We start from the raw sequence: 15,622 nt of genomic DNA on the forward strand, positions 1-15,622 counted from the left end.
CCGGGCGCTGGTCAGCCGAAGATGCCCCGCCGAGGGTGGCGGATGACCAGCGAGCCTCCGTGGATGCGCCCGGTCAGCACGTAGCGCGGGGTGCCCGCGCGGCCGTTGCTGCCGGTCTTGTCGTCGAGCGAGCCGAACTTGATCTCGGTGATCGAGTTGTAGTCCACCGCCGCGTGCTGCGGGATGATCAGCTCGACCGAACCCCACTTCGAGTCGAGTTCGATCTGCACGACCGAGGTGGCGACGCGGGCCTCGGTGAAGTCGAGTTTGGTGCTGCCGTACTTGTTGCGCACCACCATCGCGGCCGGGACCTGCCACGGGCCGCTGCGCTGCAGTGACGAGTACTTGGCGTTGAGCTCGAGCCGCTGGCCCAGCCCGTAGTTGGGCCCGTAGCCGGGCGGTTCGGGCGTCGGCGCGTACTGCGGAGCCGCGCCGGGGTGCACCAGTCCGGGCAGGTCGGCGAGGACCGCGTTGAGGTCGCCTCGGGTGCGGGCCGCGAGTGCCTGGTCGGTGCGTTCGGTGAACTCGTCGAGGGTGAGCATCCCCTGTCCGATGGCTTTCTGCAGCACGCCCACGACGTGCTCGCGTTCGTCGTCGGACACCCGGATGTCGCGCGCGGTCAACGGCTTGGTCTCGGTCGCGGGCTGCGCGGCGGTCGTCTCTTCCTCGGCCATGGCATCGATGGTAGAACTCGATTTCCGCTGGCAGATCGGGGAAAAACCCTGAACGGACCCGTACTTCGCGCGATGGTCGCCCTTGCCGCGGCCTGCTGTCTGCTGACCTCGTGTACGAGCGAGGCTCCGGTGCCCGCCCCGGTGAGTTCGGCGCGGCCCACTCCGACCACCCCTCCGCCGACCGGCCTCGACGGGCTCGTCGCCACCGGCGGCATCGGCGTGGAGTTGCTGCTGGCCACGTCGCCGCCGACGGTGTTCGACGCCGATTCGGGTGTGCGCGGAATCCTGCCCGGCGTTCCCGGCGGGCAGCGGACGGTCTCCGTGCTGCGCGTCGGCCACACCCCGGTCGTGCTGACCGCGCAGACCTGCCAGCAGTCCTCCTGCGACCCGGCCGAGGTGTACGTCTACCTGGGACTTTCGAACCCGCGGTCGCTCGGCAAAGCGGTGAGCGCGGCTCCGGGCGCGGACGGCACCAGCGTGTGGCTGATCCGCGAGGACGGCCCGGATCTTTGCCGGTTGGAGCACGTCGCCCTCACCGGCACCTCGTTCGGCCGGGGCACCGTGGCGTCGTGCCACACGCTCGTCCGGGTCGAGACCTCGCACGGGTTGCTGATCACCGTCGGCAGCGGCACCGCCGAAACCGTCGACGTCCTGATCGACCCGGCCACCGGGCGGACCGTGCAGCAGTCGCCGCGCATTCTCGCTGCCGCCGGTGATCGGCTCGTGCTTGGCGGGCTGACCGACCTGACCGTGCTCGATTTGCGCAGCGGAGCGCGGAAACCGGTGGCCCTGCCGGTGCCCGCACCCAATCCGTACGTCCTGCCGAGCCGGGACGGCGATGTCGCGGCGGTCGATTTCGGCACCCCGTCGTTCCCCGGAACCGGTACGCAGACCCGGGATCTGTGGCTGCTGAACCTGCGCGACGGCAGCTGGCAGCAGGCTCCCTCGATGCCGTATTCGACGGAGAACCTGAAGCATTCCGGTCTGGATTGGACGGAAGCCGGCGACCTGGTCATCGACGACGGGGCGGTCGCGGCGTGGCATCCCGGCGAGCCGGCCTGGCGGCTGGGGAAGGCGAAACTCGCTCCGGCACAGCAGGCCGCCGGGGTCGCGACCTCCTGAGGTCAGTCCTCGTCGAGGCCGTGCTCGATCGCGTAGCGCGCCAGCTCGACCCGGTTGTGCAGCTGGAGCTTCCGCAACGTCGACTGCACGTGGTTTTCCACCGTCCGGTGCGACAGCACCAGCCGCTCCGCGATCTGCCGCGCGGTCAGTCCTTTCGCGACCAGCCGGAGCACGTCGGTCTCCCGGTCGGTGAGCCGCGGCGGCTCCGGCGCGCCGTCCGGGACGTCGGCCATCCGCCGGTACTCGCCGAGCACCAGTCCGGCCAGCCCGGCGGTGAACACTGGGTCGCCGTCGGCCGTGCGGCGCACCGCGTCCACCAGTTCCGCCGCGGACGCCGATTTCACCAGGTAACCCGACGCGCCCGCCTTCACCGCTTCCAGCACGTCGTTGTGTTCGCCGCTGGCCGAGAGCACCAGAACCCGCGTGTCCGGCGCCGCCGCGGTGATTTCGCGGGTCGCTTCAACGCCGGACGTGCCGCCGAGGTTCAGGTCCATCAGCACCACGTCCGGCCGCACCGCGCGCGCGATCCGGATCGCCGCCGGGGCGTCCGGCGCGGTCGCGGCCACCTCGAACCCGTTCTCGCTGAGGTCGCGGGCCACGCCGTCGCGCCACATCGGGTGGTCGTCGACCACCATCACGGAGATCGTCCGTTCCGTCATCGCCCGTCCCTCATCGTGGTTGGCACCCGCACTTCCCACTCCGTGCCGCGGCCGGGAGCGCTGTCCAGCACCGCGGTCCCGCCGAGGTCGTCCACCCGGCCGCGAATCGACTTCACCACCCCGAGCCTGCCCTCGGCCGCCGCTTGTTCCAGCCTGCCGCCCGCGATCCCCGGGCCGTCGTCGCGGACGCTCACCACGACCTCGTCGCCGAGGTCTTCGAGCAGGACCCAGGCGTGCGCGTCCGGACCAGCGTGTTTCTCCACGTTGGCCAGTGCTTCGCGGGTGATCGCGACGAGTTCCTCGGTGACGTGCGCGGGCAGGTCCACGGTTCCGGCCGGCGTCGAGACCTGCACCGACGTGGTCGACAGCAGTTGCAACGCCGAACGGAGGTCCACGGTGTCGCCGGACCGCGTCGGCTCGGTGCTCACCAACGCGCGCAACGCGATCTCCTGCTCGCCCGCGAGCCTCGCCAGTTCCGCTGCTTCACCGCCTGCTTCGAGACCGCGGCGCCGTACGCGCGCGAGCACCTGAAGCACGCTGTCGTGAATCGAGCGCGCGAGCCGTTCGCGCTCGGCCGTCGCTGCTTCGGTGCGAAGTGCGCGCGCGAGCGCTTCGGCGGAGCTACGCGCGAGCGTCGCCGCCATGCCGACAAGGAGACCGCTCGCGCACAACAGCACCCCGTCACGGATGACGTCGATGTCGACGTTCGCGCGCGCGACACCAGTGCTTACCGCCACGACGAGGCCCGCCGATACGCCACAGCGCGCGCCGAAACGCGTTGCCACCGCGATCGGTGCTACTGCCGCCCAGACCGTGGTGATCAACGGCGTAGTCGCGTTGTCGAACTGCGCCTCCGACAGGATCCACGGCGACGTGAGCAGGAGCGCTGTGGTGAGGACGAGGTCGAAGATCACCAGCCAGCGGTGCCGTCCGTTCTCGCGCACGTACGCCAGACTCGAAACGACCGACCACACAGCCATCACTCCGATGACGACCCATCCCAGCCACGGCCGCTGGAAGCCGTCGTGGTGCGCGATCACCACTGCCAGCGCGAACAACCACGTGACGACGCGCAGCACCACGACACCGCGCCACAGCGGTGCCGCCGGATCTCGGGAAGGTCGAACAGTCACTTCTTGTCTTCTGTGCTTTCTGTGTCTTTGCCGGAGCCGGACTCCTTGTCGTCCGCGCCCTCTTCCGGATCGTCGTTCGGGTTGGCGGCTTGGCTGTGCAGCGCGTCGACGGTCGCCGGATCCGGATCGTGTTCGTGCAGCAGGGACCGGACCCCGGCGTTGAGCACGGCCAGCAGCGGCACCGCGAGCAGCGCGCCCGCGATCCCCGCGGCGACCAGGCCGGTGGCGATCGCCAGCACCACCGCGAGCGGGTGCAGCCGCACCGCGCGGCCGAGCAGCAACGGCTGCAGCACATGGCTTTCCAGCTGCATCACGCCGACCACGATGGCCAGCACGACCACCGCGCCGATGACGCCCTTCGACACGAGCGCGATCAGCACCGCGACGCCGCCGGTGAGCAACGCGCCGATGATCGGGATGAACGCGCCGAGGAACACCAGCGTCGCCAGCGGGATCACCAGCGGCACGCCGACGATCCACAGCCCGATGCCGATGCCGACCGCGTCGACCACGGCCACCGCGGCGGTCGCGCGGATGTAGCTGACCAGCGACGCGAAACCGCGCCGTCCCGCCACGTCCACGCGATTGCGCACCCGCGTCGGCACGCCGCGCACCAGGAACGACCAGATGCCGTCGCCGCCGGCGAGGAAGAAGATCGTGACGAAGAGCGTCAGCACGAAGCCGGTGAGGATCTCGCCGACGGTGCCCGCGGTGGTCAGCGCGGTGGTGGTGATCGAGGCCTGGTTGTTCTGCAGGAAGCCGATGGCCTGGTTGATGAAGTCCTGGATCTGCTCCTGGCGCAGGTGCAGCGGACCGTTGATGAGCCAGTCCTTGATCTGGTTGAGGCTCGTGGTCAGTTGCTGCTGCAGTTCCGGGAGGCCGCTGGAGAACTGGGTGATCACGAAGGTCAGCAGCCCGCCGAGCACCGCGAGCCCGGCCACGAGCACGATCGCCGTGGCCAGTCCGCGCGGGAAGCGGATCTGCACGAGCCGTGACACCGCGGGGGCGAGCAGCGCCGAAAGCAGCAGGGCGATCGACACCGGCACCACGACCGAGGCGAGGTAGCCCAGCAGCCACACCACGGCGTACAGGGCGGCGATGACCACGATGAACCGCCACGACAGGGCGGCGGATACGCGCAGTCCGCGCGGGATGAAGCCGGTGACGTCGGCGACTGGTTCGGAAAGGGACGGTTGTTCGCGTTGTCCGCGCCCTGGCTGGCTCACGGGGTCAACCGTATCGGCCCCGTCGACCGAAACCGGGCGGATCGCCCGGTGCGGGGCGCGAATCACCGTTTCGCCGGGCTGCGCGAACCGACTCCGGAGTAACCGGCCGTCTTCTCCGGGGATGACCCATCGTGAGACCCGGCCACACTCTGTGTTGTTCACACGATGGTGGCATCAAGCCGTGTCAAGGATGCGCGGCGACCCCTAAATTTGGTTGTCTCGGTTTTGCACCACCGAGGAACTGTGCCGTTCCCGGCAAAAACCGAAATCATTTTTTACCCGAGGAGAAATCACCTGTGACGAACGACGCTGTGCACGAGAGGCGGGGCGCGACGCGCTTTGGCCGTCTCGCGTCGCGTGCGTTGTTCGTCGTCGGCGGCGCGCTCGCGGCCACCGCGGCCGCGTGGACCGTCTCCTCTTCCGCCGCTTCGGCGGACCCGGTCGACGCGAGCGTCACGCCGGTCACCGACGCGACGGCCGCCGGAATCGGCGACGTCACCGACGGCGCGGCCCGGTTCGCGGGCGACGTCACCGGTGCGGTGCAAGGGCTTTCGTCGTGCGGCCAGGGAGCCACCACGTGGTCTGAACCAGGCACGTCGCGGCCCACCTGCTCGCTCGGCCAGCTCGGCGGCGCTCACCGCGACGATCTCGCCGGAGGCCAGCAGGCCGCCGGAAAGGTCAGCGACGCGGTGAGCGACCTCGGCCAGCACGCGGTCGTCAAGCCGGTGGAGCGCACGCTCGGCTCGCTCGAGCACATCGCGCGCAAGCCGGAGGACGCCCGCCAGGTGATCGCCGACGCGACCACCCCGCCGCCCGCCGCACAGGATTTCGGCCGGAAGCTGTGGGATCTGCTCGACCCGAGCGCTCCCTCGAACCTGGTCGACCTGCCGAAACTGCCGACCGCGCCCGCTCCCGAATCCGAGCAGGTGCCCGCACCCGGCATTCCCGAGCAGCCCGCCGAGGCGGAGCAAAACCTCGGCGCGGCCGCGATGACCACGTCTGACGCGTTGCAGTCGGTCTTCCCGGCGATGGACGTCCAGTCCGTCGATCCGGTGCAGGGCGCCGAACTGCCGCAGCGCCACCATGGCGACCGCGACCTGCCCGGCGCACCGTTCTCCCCGGCGCAGCTTCCCGCCGCGCCGCTTTCCATCCCGAACTCCCCGGCCGGTGGCAGCACCGCGCCCGGTGGACACCTCGACGGTTTGAACTTCGGCGTTCCCTCCTGGGTCGCCGCCGCCGTCGACAACGCCGTGGCGGGTTCGACCCGCACCGGCCTCGCGCACACGCCGCGCACCCCGGGCGAGCAGCCCGGCGTCACTCCTGACTGATCCACTTCACCCGCGGGGTCGTTGACGCACCCACGCGCACATCTTCGTGTGCCGTCACCGTCATCGACACATCTCCCGCGGGTTTTTCGCGCGCTGCGCAATTTCCGCGCACGCATTCCCGGTGCATTCCCTCACGCAACAGGGCGCACCTCCACAAACCCGCAAGGGACCCCGATATGAAGGAGAAAAATCCCATGCAGACCTGGGCAAAGCGCGGACTCCAGACCGCGTTGGTCACGGGTGGGTTGCTGATGCTGGGCACCGGCATCGCCTCGGCCGACGAGAACGTCAACCCGGACACCCCGGCCTCCCCGCTTGATCTCAACGTCACCGTCCCGATCGACGAGGCCAACAACGCGATCGGCACCCCGCTCGGGCAGGTCGACCTCCCGGCGCACCACAACGAGATCAGCACCAAGCCCGTCACCTCCGCCGTCAAGGGAGCGCTCGCCTCGGCGAAGACGCCCGGCGGCTCCGCGGGCAGCCTGACCGACAGCCTCCCGAAGGCGGACGCGCCCCGTCAGCTCACGCCGACCCACGACGCGTTCAAGGGCAACAAGGTCAACGGCGACGTCGTCGTCCCGATCCAGATCGTCGACAACGCGGTCGGTGTCATCGGCGACGCCCACGTGCAGGGCGGCGACCACGACCAGACCTACAGCCACAACCAGGACGTCGCGACCGACGGCAAGCACTCCGGCATCGCGGGCAACGTCGTGGCGCTCGACTACGCGCTCCCGGTGCAGATCGCGGGCAACGGCGTCGGCCTCGCCGGCGGCAGCGGCGCGGTCCACGGCGGTTCGGCGCACCAGAGCACCAGCGAGACCGGCAACATCGACACCACCGGCGAGGGCTCCGGCCTGTCCGGCAACGTCGTCGGCGGCCAGTTCGCGACCCCGGTCCAGGTGACCGGCAACGCCGCGTCCTGGATCCTCGGCAACGCCTACAGCGGCGGCTACAACGCCGACACCACCGCCACCTCCGGCGGTTCGATGAAGTCCAACGGCAAGGGCGCCGCGGGCAGCGGCAACGTGGTCGGCGCTCCGATCGCGCTGCCGGTCAAGTTCAACGGCAACGCCGGCGGCGTGTGGGGCTCGGACGCGGACTCCACCTCCAGCTCCTCGGCTGACGCGAAGGCGGGCGACACCCGTCCGGGCAGCCTGAAGGGCATCCCGACCTACATCGAGACCGACGGCGACCAGTCGTTCCTGTCCGGCAACGCCGCCGCCGCGCAGGCCAGCCCGGTCGCGAACGTCGCGTCCGTCGCCGGCTCGTGGATCGGCAACGCCACCACCGGCCAGGCGCTCGACCGCCAGGCGTCCTCCTCCACCCACGAGACCACCGCGACCTCCGGCGGCTTCGTGAAGACGAACGGCAACGACGCCGCCGGCTCGGCCAACGTGGTCGACCCGGCAGTGGCGCTCCCGGTCGAGGCGTGCGGCGTGGGCGGCACCTACATCGGCCGCGCGGTCGCGAACTGCGACAACACCACCACCGCGACCTCCGGCGACGGCAGCTACACGACCGGCAACGGCTCGACGCTGACCGGCAACATCGTCAACACCCAGGTCGCGGGCGCCCCCGAGGTCCACGGCATCGGCGGCAGCCACATCGGCAACGCCTCGGGCACCTCGACCGAGACCAAGACCGTCACCGCGGGCAACTACGACGGCACCCAGGGCAACGACTCGTCCGGTTCGGGCAACATCGTGCAGGTCCCGGTGGCCGCGCCGGCCGAGGTGTTCGGCGTGGGCGGCTCGTTCATCGGGCAGGGCTCGGGCGACGGCTCCGAGACCAAGGTCGTGAAGGCGGGCGGCGGCGGCAACACCGCTGACGACAACGGCTTCCTCAGCTCGAACCTCGGCACCGTCCCGGTGTCGACCCCGGTGCAGCTGTTCGGCATCGGCGGCTCGTTCGTCGGCCAGGGCCACGGCAAGGCCAGCAACGACACCACCTCCACCGCGGGCCAGGACGTGCACGCGACCGGTGCGGGCGGCGCGGGCGCGGGCAACCTCGTCGAGGCCCCGGTCTCGCTGCCGGTGCAGGGCCACGGCGTCGGCGGTTCGGTGGCCGGCATCGGCACCGGCATGGCGGACAACCTGACCGACTCGAAGGCGGGTGGCAACGCCACGGCCGACGGCAAGGACGGCGCGCTCGCCGGCAACATCGTCAAGGCTCCGGTCGCCGGTGCGGGCACGATCTTCGGCGACGGGCTCGCCGGGGGCGCGATCGGCCACGGCACCGCCACCAACGACATCACCTCGATCGCGGGCGGCGACGCCACCACCAACGGTGACGGCGGCGCGGTCGCCGGCGACATCGTCGGCGTGGACCCGGCACCGGTCGCGCAGGTCTTCGGCGACGCGGTTTCGGTCGCGGGCGTGTCCTCGGGCGACGCCATGAACAACACCGTCGTCACCGACGCCGGCAAGGACACCACCTCGGGCATGGAAGGCTCGATCTCGGGCGACATCCTCGACTTCCCGGTGCCGGTCGTCGCGCAGGTCTTCGGCGACGCGGTCGCGGTGGGCGGCGTGGCGCACGCGGTCGGCGACAACGTCACCACCGTGACCGACGGCAACGACGCCACCAGCACCGACGGCACGGGCTCGGCGCTGTCCGGCTTCGACTACTACCACCCGCTGGGTGCGCTGGTGCAGATCTTCGGCGTGCCGCTGGAGGTCATCGGCGTGGCCACCGCCGAGGCTCCCAACTCGACGACGGTCGACCCGGAACCGGCCATCGACGTGCCGTTCGGCGGCGAGATGGGCGCTGACCAGCTCCCCGCGCTGCCCGCCGTGCCGGGTCTGCCGGGCGGTTCCTCGGCCGCGCCGTCGCTGCCGTCGGCTCCGGCGCTGCCGGGCCTGTCGGGTCTGCCCACCGCCACCACGCTCCCCGCCCCGGCGCTGCCGGGTGCCGAGCGCGCCGACGTGCCGCAGGTCAGCGGCCTGTCCGCGCTGGGTCAGCTGAACCAGCTGAAGGGTGCTTCGGCGCTGCCGCAGGTCTCCGGGCTGCAGAACGGCATCCACCTGCCGTCGGCCCCGGCCGTTCCGGCTCTGCCCGGCGTTCCGGCCCTGCCGGGTGCCGCCGCGCAGCGTGCGGACGTTCCGGCCCTGCCCGCTCAGCTGCCGGTGAAGACGTCGCTGCCGACGCTGAACCAGCTGCCGGCCGTCGCCGCGCTGCCGGCCGTGCCGGGTGCGCCGACGACCCTGCCGACCACGATGCCGACCACGATGCCGACCGCTCCGGCCGTGCCGGCGATCGGTGACGCGACCGGTCCGCTGGGTGCGTTCCAGAAGCTGGCCGCGAAGGTGACCAGCCTCTTCAAGAAGTGAATCGCTTCGCCTGAAGCGAGCCGGGGATAACCCGGGCGGGCCCGGAAGCCACGTGCTTCCGGGCCCGTTTTTTGTGCTGGGTCAGGAGAATTCGAGCGACCGCTTCGCCAGTCCGTGCCAGAAACCGTCGATCACCGTGCGGCCCTCGCCTTCGGCCGAGCTGGCGCCGAGCGAGACGAACAGCGGCGCGAAGTGCTCGATCCGCGGGTGCGCCATCGCGGCGGCGGGGGCCTTGTGCTGGAAGTCGAGCAACGCGTCGAGGTCGCGGGCACGCAGCATCTCGTCGCCCCAGTGGTCGAATTCCGCGGACCATCCCGGCGGGGTTCCGTCGCTGCCGTCGACCTCCCGCATCGCGCGGAGGTTGTGGGTGAAGAATCCGCTGCCGATGATCAGCACGCCCTCGTCGCGCAGCGGCGCGAGCTTGCGGCCGAGGTCGTAGAGCGCCTGAGGGTCGAGCGAGGGCATGGAGATCTGCAGCACCGGGACGTCGGCTTCGGGGAACATCTCCACGAGCGGGACGTACGCGCCGTGGTCGAGGCCGCGGTCCGGGGCGTCGTGCACCGGGGTCGCGGTCGAATGCAGCAGCTTGCGCACCCGCGCGGCAAGCTCCGGCGCACCCGGCGCGGCGTATTTGACCTGGTAGTAGTGCTCGGGGAAGCCCCAGAAGTCGTAGACGAGCGGGACCGTCGTCGTTGCTCCGAGCGTCAGCGGCGCCTCTTCCCAATGCGCCGAAACGACCAGGATCGCGCGAGGTTTCGCCAGGTCAGCGGACCATTCCGCGAGCTGGCGGGTCCACGTCGCGTCGTCAGCGAGCGGCGGCGCACCGTGGCTCAGGTACAGGACCGGGGTGCGGGTCGCCATGACTGCCTCCAAGTGTTTGAAACTTCAACTACTACGGTACGCCTGGTTCGCGGACTTGGCGAATTCGTCCTCGGCGGCCGCCTCCGTGCGCCAGACTCGACCGGTGAAGTTCTTCTGCTACCACCGGGACCGCCCAGGCTCCGCCGCGTTGCGCGCCGAGCTGGTCGAAGCGCATTGGTCCTATATGGACGGTTTCGCCGCCGAACTGATCGCCCGCGGCCCGACCCTGGACGGCGAAGTGCCGACCGGCAGCGTGCACATCGTCGATCTCCCGGACGCCGCCGCGGCCCGCGAATTCGCTTTCGCGGAACCGAATTACCAGGTCGGCGCCTATCGGGACGTCCTGATCCGCCGCTGGGACAACGCTCTTGGCCGCACGATGTGGGAATTCCCCGGCGATCCGGAGGCGGCGAACCTGTATTTGGTGCTGGGCTTGGGTTCCGGCCCCGCCGTCGACCTCGAACCGTCCACCACGGAGTCCCTGATCGCCTACGGCCCCCTGTGGTCCGACGACGGCACCGCCTGGCTCGGCACGGCAGCCCTGGTGCAAGCCACCGATGCCGACACGGCCCGCGGACTCCTCACCGCCGAGCGCTACGCCGCGATCGAGGTGCACGACTGGGCGCCCGGCGGCCGCTCCTGAGCGACCGGCAGGCCCGGCTCGGGTCAGTCGTGGGCCAGGTCGGCGAAGCGGCTGTAGTGCAACTGGTGCGCGACCACGATCGTGCTCGTCGGACCGGCACGGTGCTTGGCCAGGATCAGGTCGGCCTCGCCGGCGCGCGGGTCGTCGCGTTCCCAGGCGTCCGGGCGGTTGATCAGGATGACGATGTCCGCGTCCTGCTCCAGTGAGCCGGATTCACGCAGGTCCGACAGCATCGGCTTCTTGTCGGTGCGCTGTTCCGGACCACGGTTCAGCTGGGAGATCGCGATCACCGGCACCTCGATCTCCTTCGCCAGCAGCTTGAGCTGACGGGAGAATTCCGAGACTTCCTGCTGCCGCGATTCGACGCGCTTGCCGGAGGTCATCAGCTGCAGATAGTCGACGACCACGAGCTTGAGGTCGTGCCGCTGCTTGAGCCGGCGGGCCTTCGCGCGGATCTCCATCATCGTCATGTTCGGCGAGTCGTCGACGAACAGCGGGGCTTCCGAGACCTCGCTCATCCGCCGGGCCAGCCGCGTCCAGTCGTCGTCGGACATCTTGCCGCCACGCATGTCGGCGAGGCGGATTTTCGCCTCGGCCGACAGCATGCGCATCACGATCTCGGTCCGGCTCATTTCCAGCGAGAAGATGACGCTGGTCAGACCGTGTTTGATGGAGGCGGAGCGGACGAAGTCCAGGCCGAGAGTCGACTTGCCGACACCGGGACGGGCCGCGACGATGATCATCTGGCCGGGGTGCAGGCCGTTGGTCAGCTCGTCGAAGTCGGCGAACCCGGTCGGGATGCCCTGGGACTGGCCGCCGCGCGAGGCGATCGCGTCGATCTCGTCCATGGTCGGCTGGAGCAGGTCCTCCAGCGCGACGTAGTCCTCGCTCGTGCGGCGCTCGGTGACGTCGTAGATCGCGGCCTGTGCGCGGTCGACGACCTCGTCGATGTTCGCGCCGTCCGCCGCGGCCGCGCCGTAGCCGTACTGCACGATGCGCGTGCCCGCCTCCACGAGACGGCGCAGCACCGCCTTCTCGGACACGATCTCGGCGTAGTAGCCCGCGTTGGCCGCGGTGGGCACGGTCGCGATGAGGGTGTGCAGGTACGGCGCGCCGCCGACGCGGCCGAGTTCGCCGCGCCGCTCGAGTTCGGCCGCCACGGTGATCGGGTCGGCCGGTTCGCCGCGGCCGTAGAGGTCGAGGATGCAGTCGTAGACGGCCTGGTGCGCGGGCCGGTAGAAATCGCCGGGTCCGAGCGCCTCGATGACGTCGGCGACCGCGTCCTTCGACAGCAGCATGCCGCCGAGCACCGACTGCTCCGCCGCGATGTCCTGCGGCGGCTGGCGGTCGAACCCGCCGGGGCCGGGGTCGCTCGGACCCGGATCGGACTCCGCGTACGCCGGACCGCGGTCATCGGTCACCGCCACTGCCCGGACACCTCCCCTCGCCCAGCCGTCGTACCGGCCGTCCCCGTCGTCTCGCGTGCGCCTGTCCTGTGCCGAACCGCACCCGCCCGCCGCCGCCCGTGACGGTCAGCCCAGTCGAACACCTGTTCGATTATGCCGGAATCGGCCCGGCTTTCCCACCCGCCCGTCCGGCCCCCTTCGATGATGGACCGGACGGTTCCCCGCGCCGGTGACCGCCACGCGGAGCCACCGGGAGTACCGGGCGCGAACGCACGCTAGATCCCCCGGAAGGACGAGCGCAATTCCGGTTGTTGACCGTGCTGTGGACAACCTGTGGATGACTGGGGGCAACGAATCACAGGTACCCGCGAGCCTGTGGACAAAGTGGGGACAGTGCAGATCGGCTTCACTGAACCCGCAGGTCAAGGCCTGTGCAGAGACTGTGGAGAACTTCCCGAAAACTCGTCCGGCGTGTCGTGCCGAACTGGTTCTTCGGCGTGTCGCCCCCGCGTTGGTCCACCGCCCTGTGGATGGTTGCTACGCACGGTAGATCACTGCCTCGATAGGCTGAACGAAGGAGAATTCCCCACGCGGCCCAGCCGATGGCTGCGCACAGTGAGCGATCCGGCAAAAGCGCAGGTTAACCGCGTGCAAACGCGAAACCGGGTGAGGTTCACCGGCAAGACACCGCACGGTGCCGTGCCGGGAACCCCACCCGGAGTAACGCTCGGGTGCTCAGCCCAAGGCGCTTTGGGCCTGGCGGAGCCGTTCGGAGATCGCCTGCTGCGTGCCCGGAGTGAACACGATGAGCGGCTCCTTCCCCGGCCGCTCCTCCATCAGCCACCGGCCCTCGCTGGTGTCGATGAAGTTGACCGGCTTGGGCACCCGCCGCCGACGCCCGCCCTGCGGCCGGGACGCGACGTACAACGCGCCGCTTCCGGTGCGCGGCAGCTTCAGGATCCGCTGGATCTCCTTGAGCGGTGCCACGGTTTCGGTCCGCTGACCGCCGCCTCGCATGATGGAACCCTGCGGGACTTCGTCCGAGCCCGCGGTCCGGCCGCTCTCGTACTCGGCCCGGCTGGTGATGAGCGGCTGCCCGTTCGCGGCCTTGCCTGCCGGAATGAGATCGAGGAACGTCTGCAGCAGCAGGTCCGGTCGCTGGCGGGTGACCGTCACGACCTGCTCGCCTTGGACCCTGATCAGGCCGAAGCCGCCGCCGTTGCCGCTCCCGACCAGCGCGCCGTAGTTGGACGGGCTGTCGTCCTCGAACGCCCCGTCGAACCAGCCGTAGTACTCGATCTGCGGGTGCGAGACGGACTCGACCAGCGCGAGCAGATCGCGATCCATCCCGCGGGGGCCCATCAGCCCGGCCTCGGTCAGCACGGCGTTGACGTCCTGGTCGATGCGCCGTTCAGCCGTGGGGTCGTAGAACGTCGCCGCGTCGGCGATGACCTGGTGTGGTTCCCCGCCGCGGCGCTTGATCAGGTTGCACAAGGTGAGGAGGGTGAAGCGGGTGGGCCTGTCGAGAGTGATCACTGTGCCTGTCCTCATTCACCGATGACCGGCGGAACAGTCAGCTGATCCGACCCGAAGATCTCGTTGGCGTCCTCTTCCACCAGGTACTTGGTCTGGTGTTCCTCGTCGTCCTGGCCCTTTTGGCCGCCGCGGCCGCCGCCCATGCCGCCCATGCCCGAGGCTCCGGCCTTGCCCGCCGCGCCCGCGCCCATGCCCCCGCCGCGAAGACCGCCCGCGCCGCCGACACCGGCTCCCGCGCCGCCCGCCGCCGCGCCCGAACCGGCACCGCCGGGACCGAAGCCCGCGCCGCCGAACGCGCCGGGCCCGAAGGCCGCACCGCTGCCCGCGCCCCCGCCGCTACCGCCGGGACCGAACTGGCCCGCGCCGCCGCCGGCCGGCCCGAACGTGCTGGGGTTGAATTTCGCCGCGTCCGTCGCCGGAGGCGTCCAGCCCGAGGTCGTTGTCCCGTCGCCGGGACCGGTGTAGCCGCCCGGCCCGGTCGGGGTGAACTTGCCCGGACCGTTCGGGTCGGTGAAGTGGCCCGGCCCGCCCGGCACGTTCGAGTGCGATCCGGGGCCGTTCGGGTCGAACTTGGGCGTGTCCACCTTGGGCGGCGAGAAGCTGCCGCCGCCACCGCCGATGCCGCCGGTTCCGCCGGGCACGTTGCTGCCGGGGCCGCCGCCGTACTTGCCGGGGTCGCCGCTGCCGTCGGAGAGGTTGTTGCCCTGCCAGGCGCTGTACTGCGGCAACTGGCCCGCGTTCTGTCCGCTGGCGTTGAAGTAGTTCGTGTACGCCTGGACGTTGGCCTTGCTGTTGTCGTTGTACTGATTGATCTCGTCGTCTTTGTCGCTCAACGGGTTGATCCCGTCGAGGAACCCGGCCGACGGCGGATCCTTGGGCAGCTGCTGCACCTTGCCCTTGACCGTGTGGAAGCAGTCGGCCTGCGTGTTGAGGTACGTGTGGCTCTTGTTCAGGTTCTGGACGGAGTCCTCGAGCCAGGTCTTGAGCGGGTGCGCGCCCGCCTGCGCGGCGGTGGCGCCGCCGCCCTGCCAGGCCGCGTCCATTTTCTTGTTCAGATTGTCGATCTCGGTCGCCCGCTTGTCGTGGGCGTCTCCGAGGCTCTTGGCCGACGCGACCCCGGTGTCGAGCGAAGACGTGTCGCCCGCGTGGATCTTCTCGTAGATCGTGTACGCGTCGATCGAGCGGCCGCCGAGGTCCGCCGACATTTGCTGAGCTTCGGGACCGCCGCTGAACAGGCCGACCAGACCGCCGACGACGGCGCCGACGCCAGCGCCGACCGCGGTGCCCACACCGGGTACGACCGACCCGATGGCGGCCCCGGTCCCGGCGCCGATGGCCATGCCTTTCAGCTCTTTGCCTACGGTATTGGCGTCATTCCCCATGATGAGCCATTCCTTCCGTGCTGGGCAGAGGTCGAGTGACGATCACGACGCCCCCTGGAGATGTCCGATCATCGCGGTGGCGAACTTCTTCGCGATGCTGCAGGGGTCCTTCTTGTTCGAACCCATGCTGATGTTCGGCAGGACCGAGACGGCGAGCTGGTCGGTGACGCCGACCCAGAGGGTGCAGATGCCGTTCGAGCGGCTGTCCTCGGTACCGGCGAAGACGGCCGGGTAGCCGTTGACCGTGGTGGGTTCGAAGTAGGCCTGCTTGGCCTTCTGGTCGTAGATGTCGCTGATCCCGCGCTTGTTCTGCTCGA

Annotated in this window: 13 protein-coding genes; 4 read left to right on the forward strand and 9 right to left on the reverse strand. The window is 70.2% G+C overall.

What is annotated here, in order from left to right:
- Positions 1–11 precede the first annotated feature (11 nt).
- Complete coding sequence (locus PUT80_RS16550) at positions 12–674, reverse strand: DUF1707 domain-containing protein (RefSeq protein WP_275292673.1); 663 nt, start codon at positions 672–674, stop codon at positions 12–14.
- A gap of 72 nt (positions 675–746) precedes the next feature.
- Between PUT80_RS16550 and PUT80_RS16555 the strand changes: the two genes are divergently transcribed.
- The gene (locus PUT80_RS16555) at positions 747–1,796 is read left to right on the forward strand and encodes a hypothetical protein (protein ID WP_275292675.1); all 1,050 of its coding nucleotides are present in this window, start codon (positions 747–749) and stop codon (positions 1,794–1,796) included.
- 2 nt (positions 1,797–1,798) lie between these two features.
- Here the strand turns inward: PUT80_RS16555 and PUT80_RS16560 are convergent, their stop codons facing one another.
- The 3 genes from PUT80_RS16560 to PUT80_RS16570 are packed head-to-tail and all read right to left on the reverse strand — an operon-like array spanning position 1,799 to position 4,814.
- Positions 1,799–2,455 (reverse strand): response regulator transcription factor, encoded by a 657-nt coding sequence (locus PUT80_RS16560; RefSeq protein WP_037809091.1) that lies wholly within the window; start codon positions 2,453–2,455, stop codon positions 1,799–1,801.
- Positions 2,452–3,588: a DUF5931 domain-containing protein gene (locus tag PUT80_RS16565; protein ID WP_275292677.1), complete on the reverse strand. Its 1,137-nt coding sequence runs from the start codon at positions 3,586–3,588 to the stop codon at positions 2,452–2,454. The genes PUT80_RS16560 and PUT80_RS16565 overlap by 4 nt, the downstream gene beginning before the upstream one ends.
- Entirely contained in the window at positions 3,585–4,814 is a 1,230-nt protein-coding gene (locus PUT80_RS16570) for an AI-2E family transporter (RefSeq protein WP_037809442.1), read from the reverse strand. The genes PUT80_RS16565 and PUT80_RS16570 overlap by 4 nt, the downstream gene beginning before the upstream one ends.
- Positions 4,815–5,110: 296 nt before the next feature.
- Here PUT80_RS16570 and PUT80_RS16575 point away from each other — a divergent pair, with 296 nt between their 5' ends.
- Together PUT80_RS16575 and PUT80_RS16580 are read left to right on the forward strand one after the other, a co-directional pair.
- A complete protein-coding gene (locus tag PUT80_RS16575; protein ID WP_275292680.1) occupies positions 5,111–6,142 on the forward strand; it encodes a hypothetical protein in 1,032 nt (343 codons plus the stop codon).
- Between the two features lie 194 nt (positions 6,143–6,336).
- A complete protein-coding gene (locus tag PUT80_RS16580) occupies positions 6,337–9,477 on the forward strand; it encodes a PE-PGRS family protein (RefSeq protein WP_275292682.1) in 3,141 nt (1,046 codons plus the stop codon).
- Between the two features lie 81 nt (positions 9,478–9,558).
- Here PUT80_RS16580 and PUT80_RS16585 read toward each other — a convergent pair whose 3' ends face one another.
- A complete protein-coding gene (locus PUT80_RS16585; RefSeq protein WP_037809087.1) occupies positions 9,559–10,338 on the reverse strand; it encodes a class III extradiol ring-cleavage dioxygenase in 780 nt (259 codons plus the stop codon).
- A 103-nt stretch (positions 10,339–10,441) separates the two neighbouring features.
- Here PUT80_RS16585 and PUT80_RS16590 point away from each other — a divergent pair, with 103 nt between their 5' ends.
- Positions 10,442–10,981 carry a YciI family protein gene (locus PUT80_RS16590; RefSeq protein WP_275292684.1) on the forward strand — a complete coding sequence of 180 codons (540 nt, stop codon included), beginning with the start codon at positions 10,442–10,444 and terminating at the stop codon, positions 10,979–10,981.
- A 23-nt stretch (positions 10,982–11,004) separates the two neighbouring features.
- Here PUT80_RS16590 and dnaB read toward each other — a convergent pair whose 3' ends face one another.
- The 4 genes from dnaB to PUT80_RS16610 all read right to left on the reverse strand — a co-directional run.
- Complete coding sequence (gene dnaB, locus PUT80_RS16595) at positions 11,005–12,408, reverse strand: replicative DNA helicase (protein WP_037809085.1); 1,404 nt, start codon at positions 12,406–12,408, stop codon at positions 11,005–11,007.
- Positions 12,409–13,122: 714 nt separating this feature from the next.
- Entirely contained in the window at positions 13,123–13,923 is an 801-nt protein-coding gene (locus tag PUT80_RS16600; RefSeq protein ID WP_235146697.1) for an ESX secretion-associated protein EspG, read from the reverse strand.
- A gap of 11 nt (positions 13,924–13,934) precedes the next feature.
- Positions 13,935–15,305 (reverse strand): hypothetical protein, encoded by a 1,371-nt coding sequence (locus PUT80_RS16605; protein ID WP_238603727.1) that lies wholly within the window; start codon positions 15,303–15,305, stop codon positions 13,935–13,937.
- Positions 15,306–15,347: 42 nt separating this feature from the next.
- On the reverse strand, positions 15,348–15,622 hold a 275-nt coding region (locus PUT80_RS16610; protein WP_275292689.1), incomplete at its 5' end, for a DUF3558 family protein.

This window comes from Amycolatopsis sp. La24 (assembly GCF_029087445.1).
In the GTDB taxonomy this organism is placed as follows: Bacteria; Actinomycetota; Actinomycetes; order Mycobacteriales; family Pseudonocardiaceae; genus Amycolatopsis; species Amycolatopsis nivea.

What these genes read in the sequence shown, in the direction of transcription:
- PUT80_RS16555 (WP_275292675.1), top strand. Translation starts at nt 747, where the DNA reads ATGGTCGCCCTTGCCGCGGCCTGCTGTCTGCTGACCTCGTGTACGAGC.
- PUT80_RS16560 (WP_037809091.1), bottom strand. Translation starts at nt 2,455, where the DNA reads ATGACGGAACGGACGATCTCCGTGATGGTGGTCGACGACCACCCGATG.
- PUT80_RS16580 (WP_275292682.1), top strand. Translation starts at nt 6,337, where the DNA reads ATGCAGACCTGGGCAAAGCGCGGACTCCAGACCGCGTTGGTCACGGGT.
- PUT80_RS16585 (WP_037809087.1), bottom strand. Translation starts at nt 10,338, where the DNA reads ATGGCGACCCGCACCCCGGTCCTGTACCTGAGCCACGGTGCGCCGCCG.
- PUT80_RS16550 (WP_275292673.1), bottom strand. Translation starts at nt 674, where the DNA reads ATGGCCGAGGAAGAGACGACCGCCGCGCAGCCCGCGACCGAGACCAAG.
- PUT80_RS16605 (WP_238603727.1), bottom strand. Translation starts at nt 15,305, where the DNA reads ATGGGGAATGACGCCAATACCGTAGGCAAAGAGCTGAAAGGCATGGCC.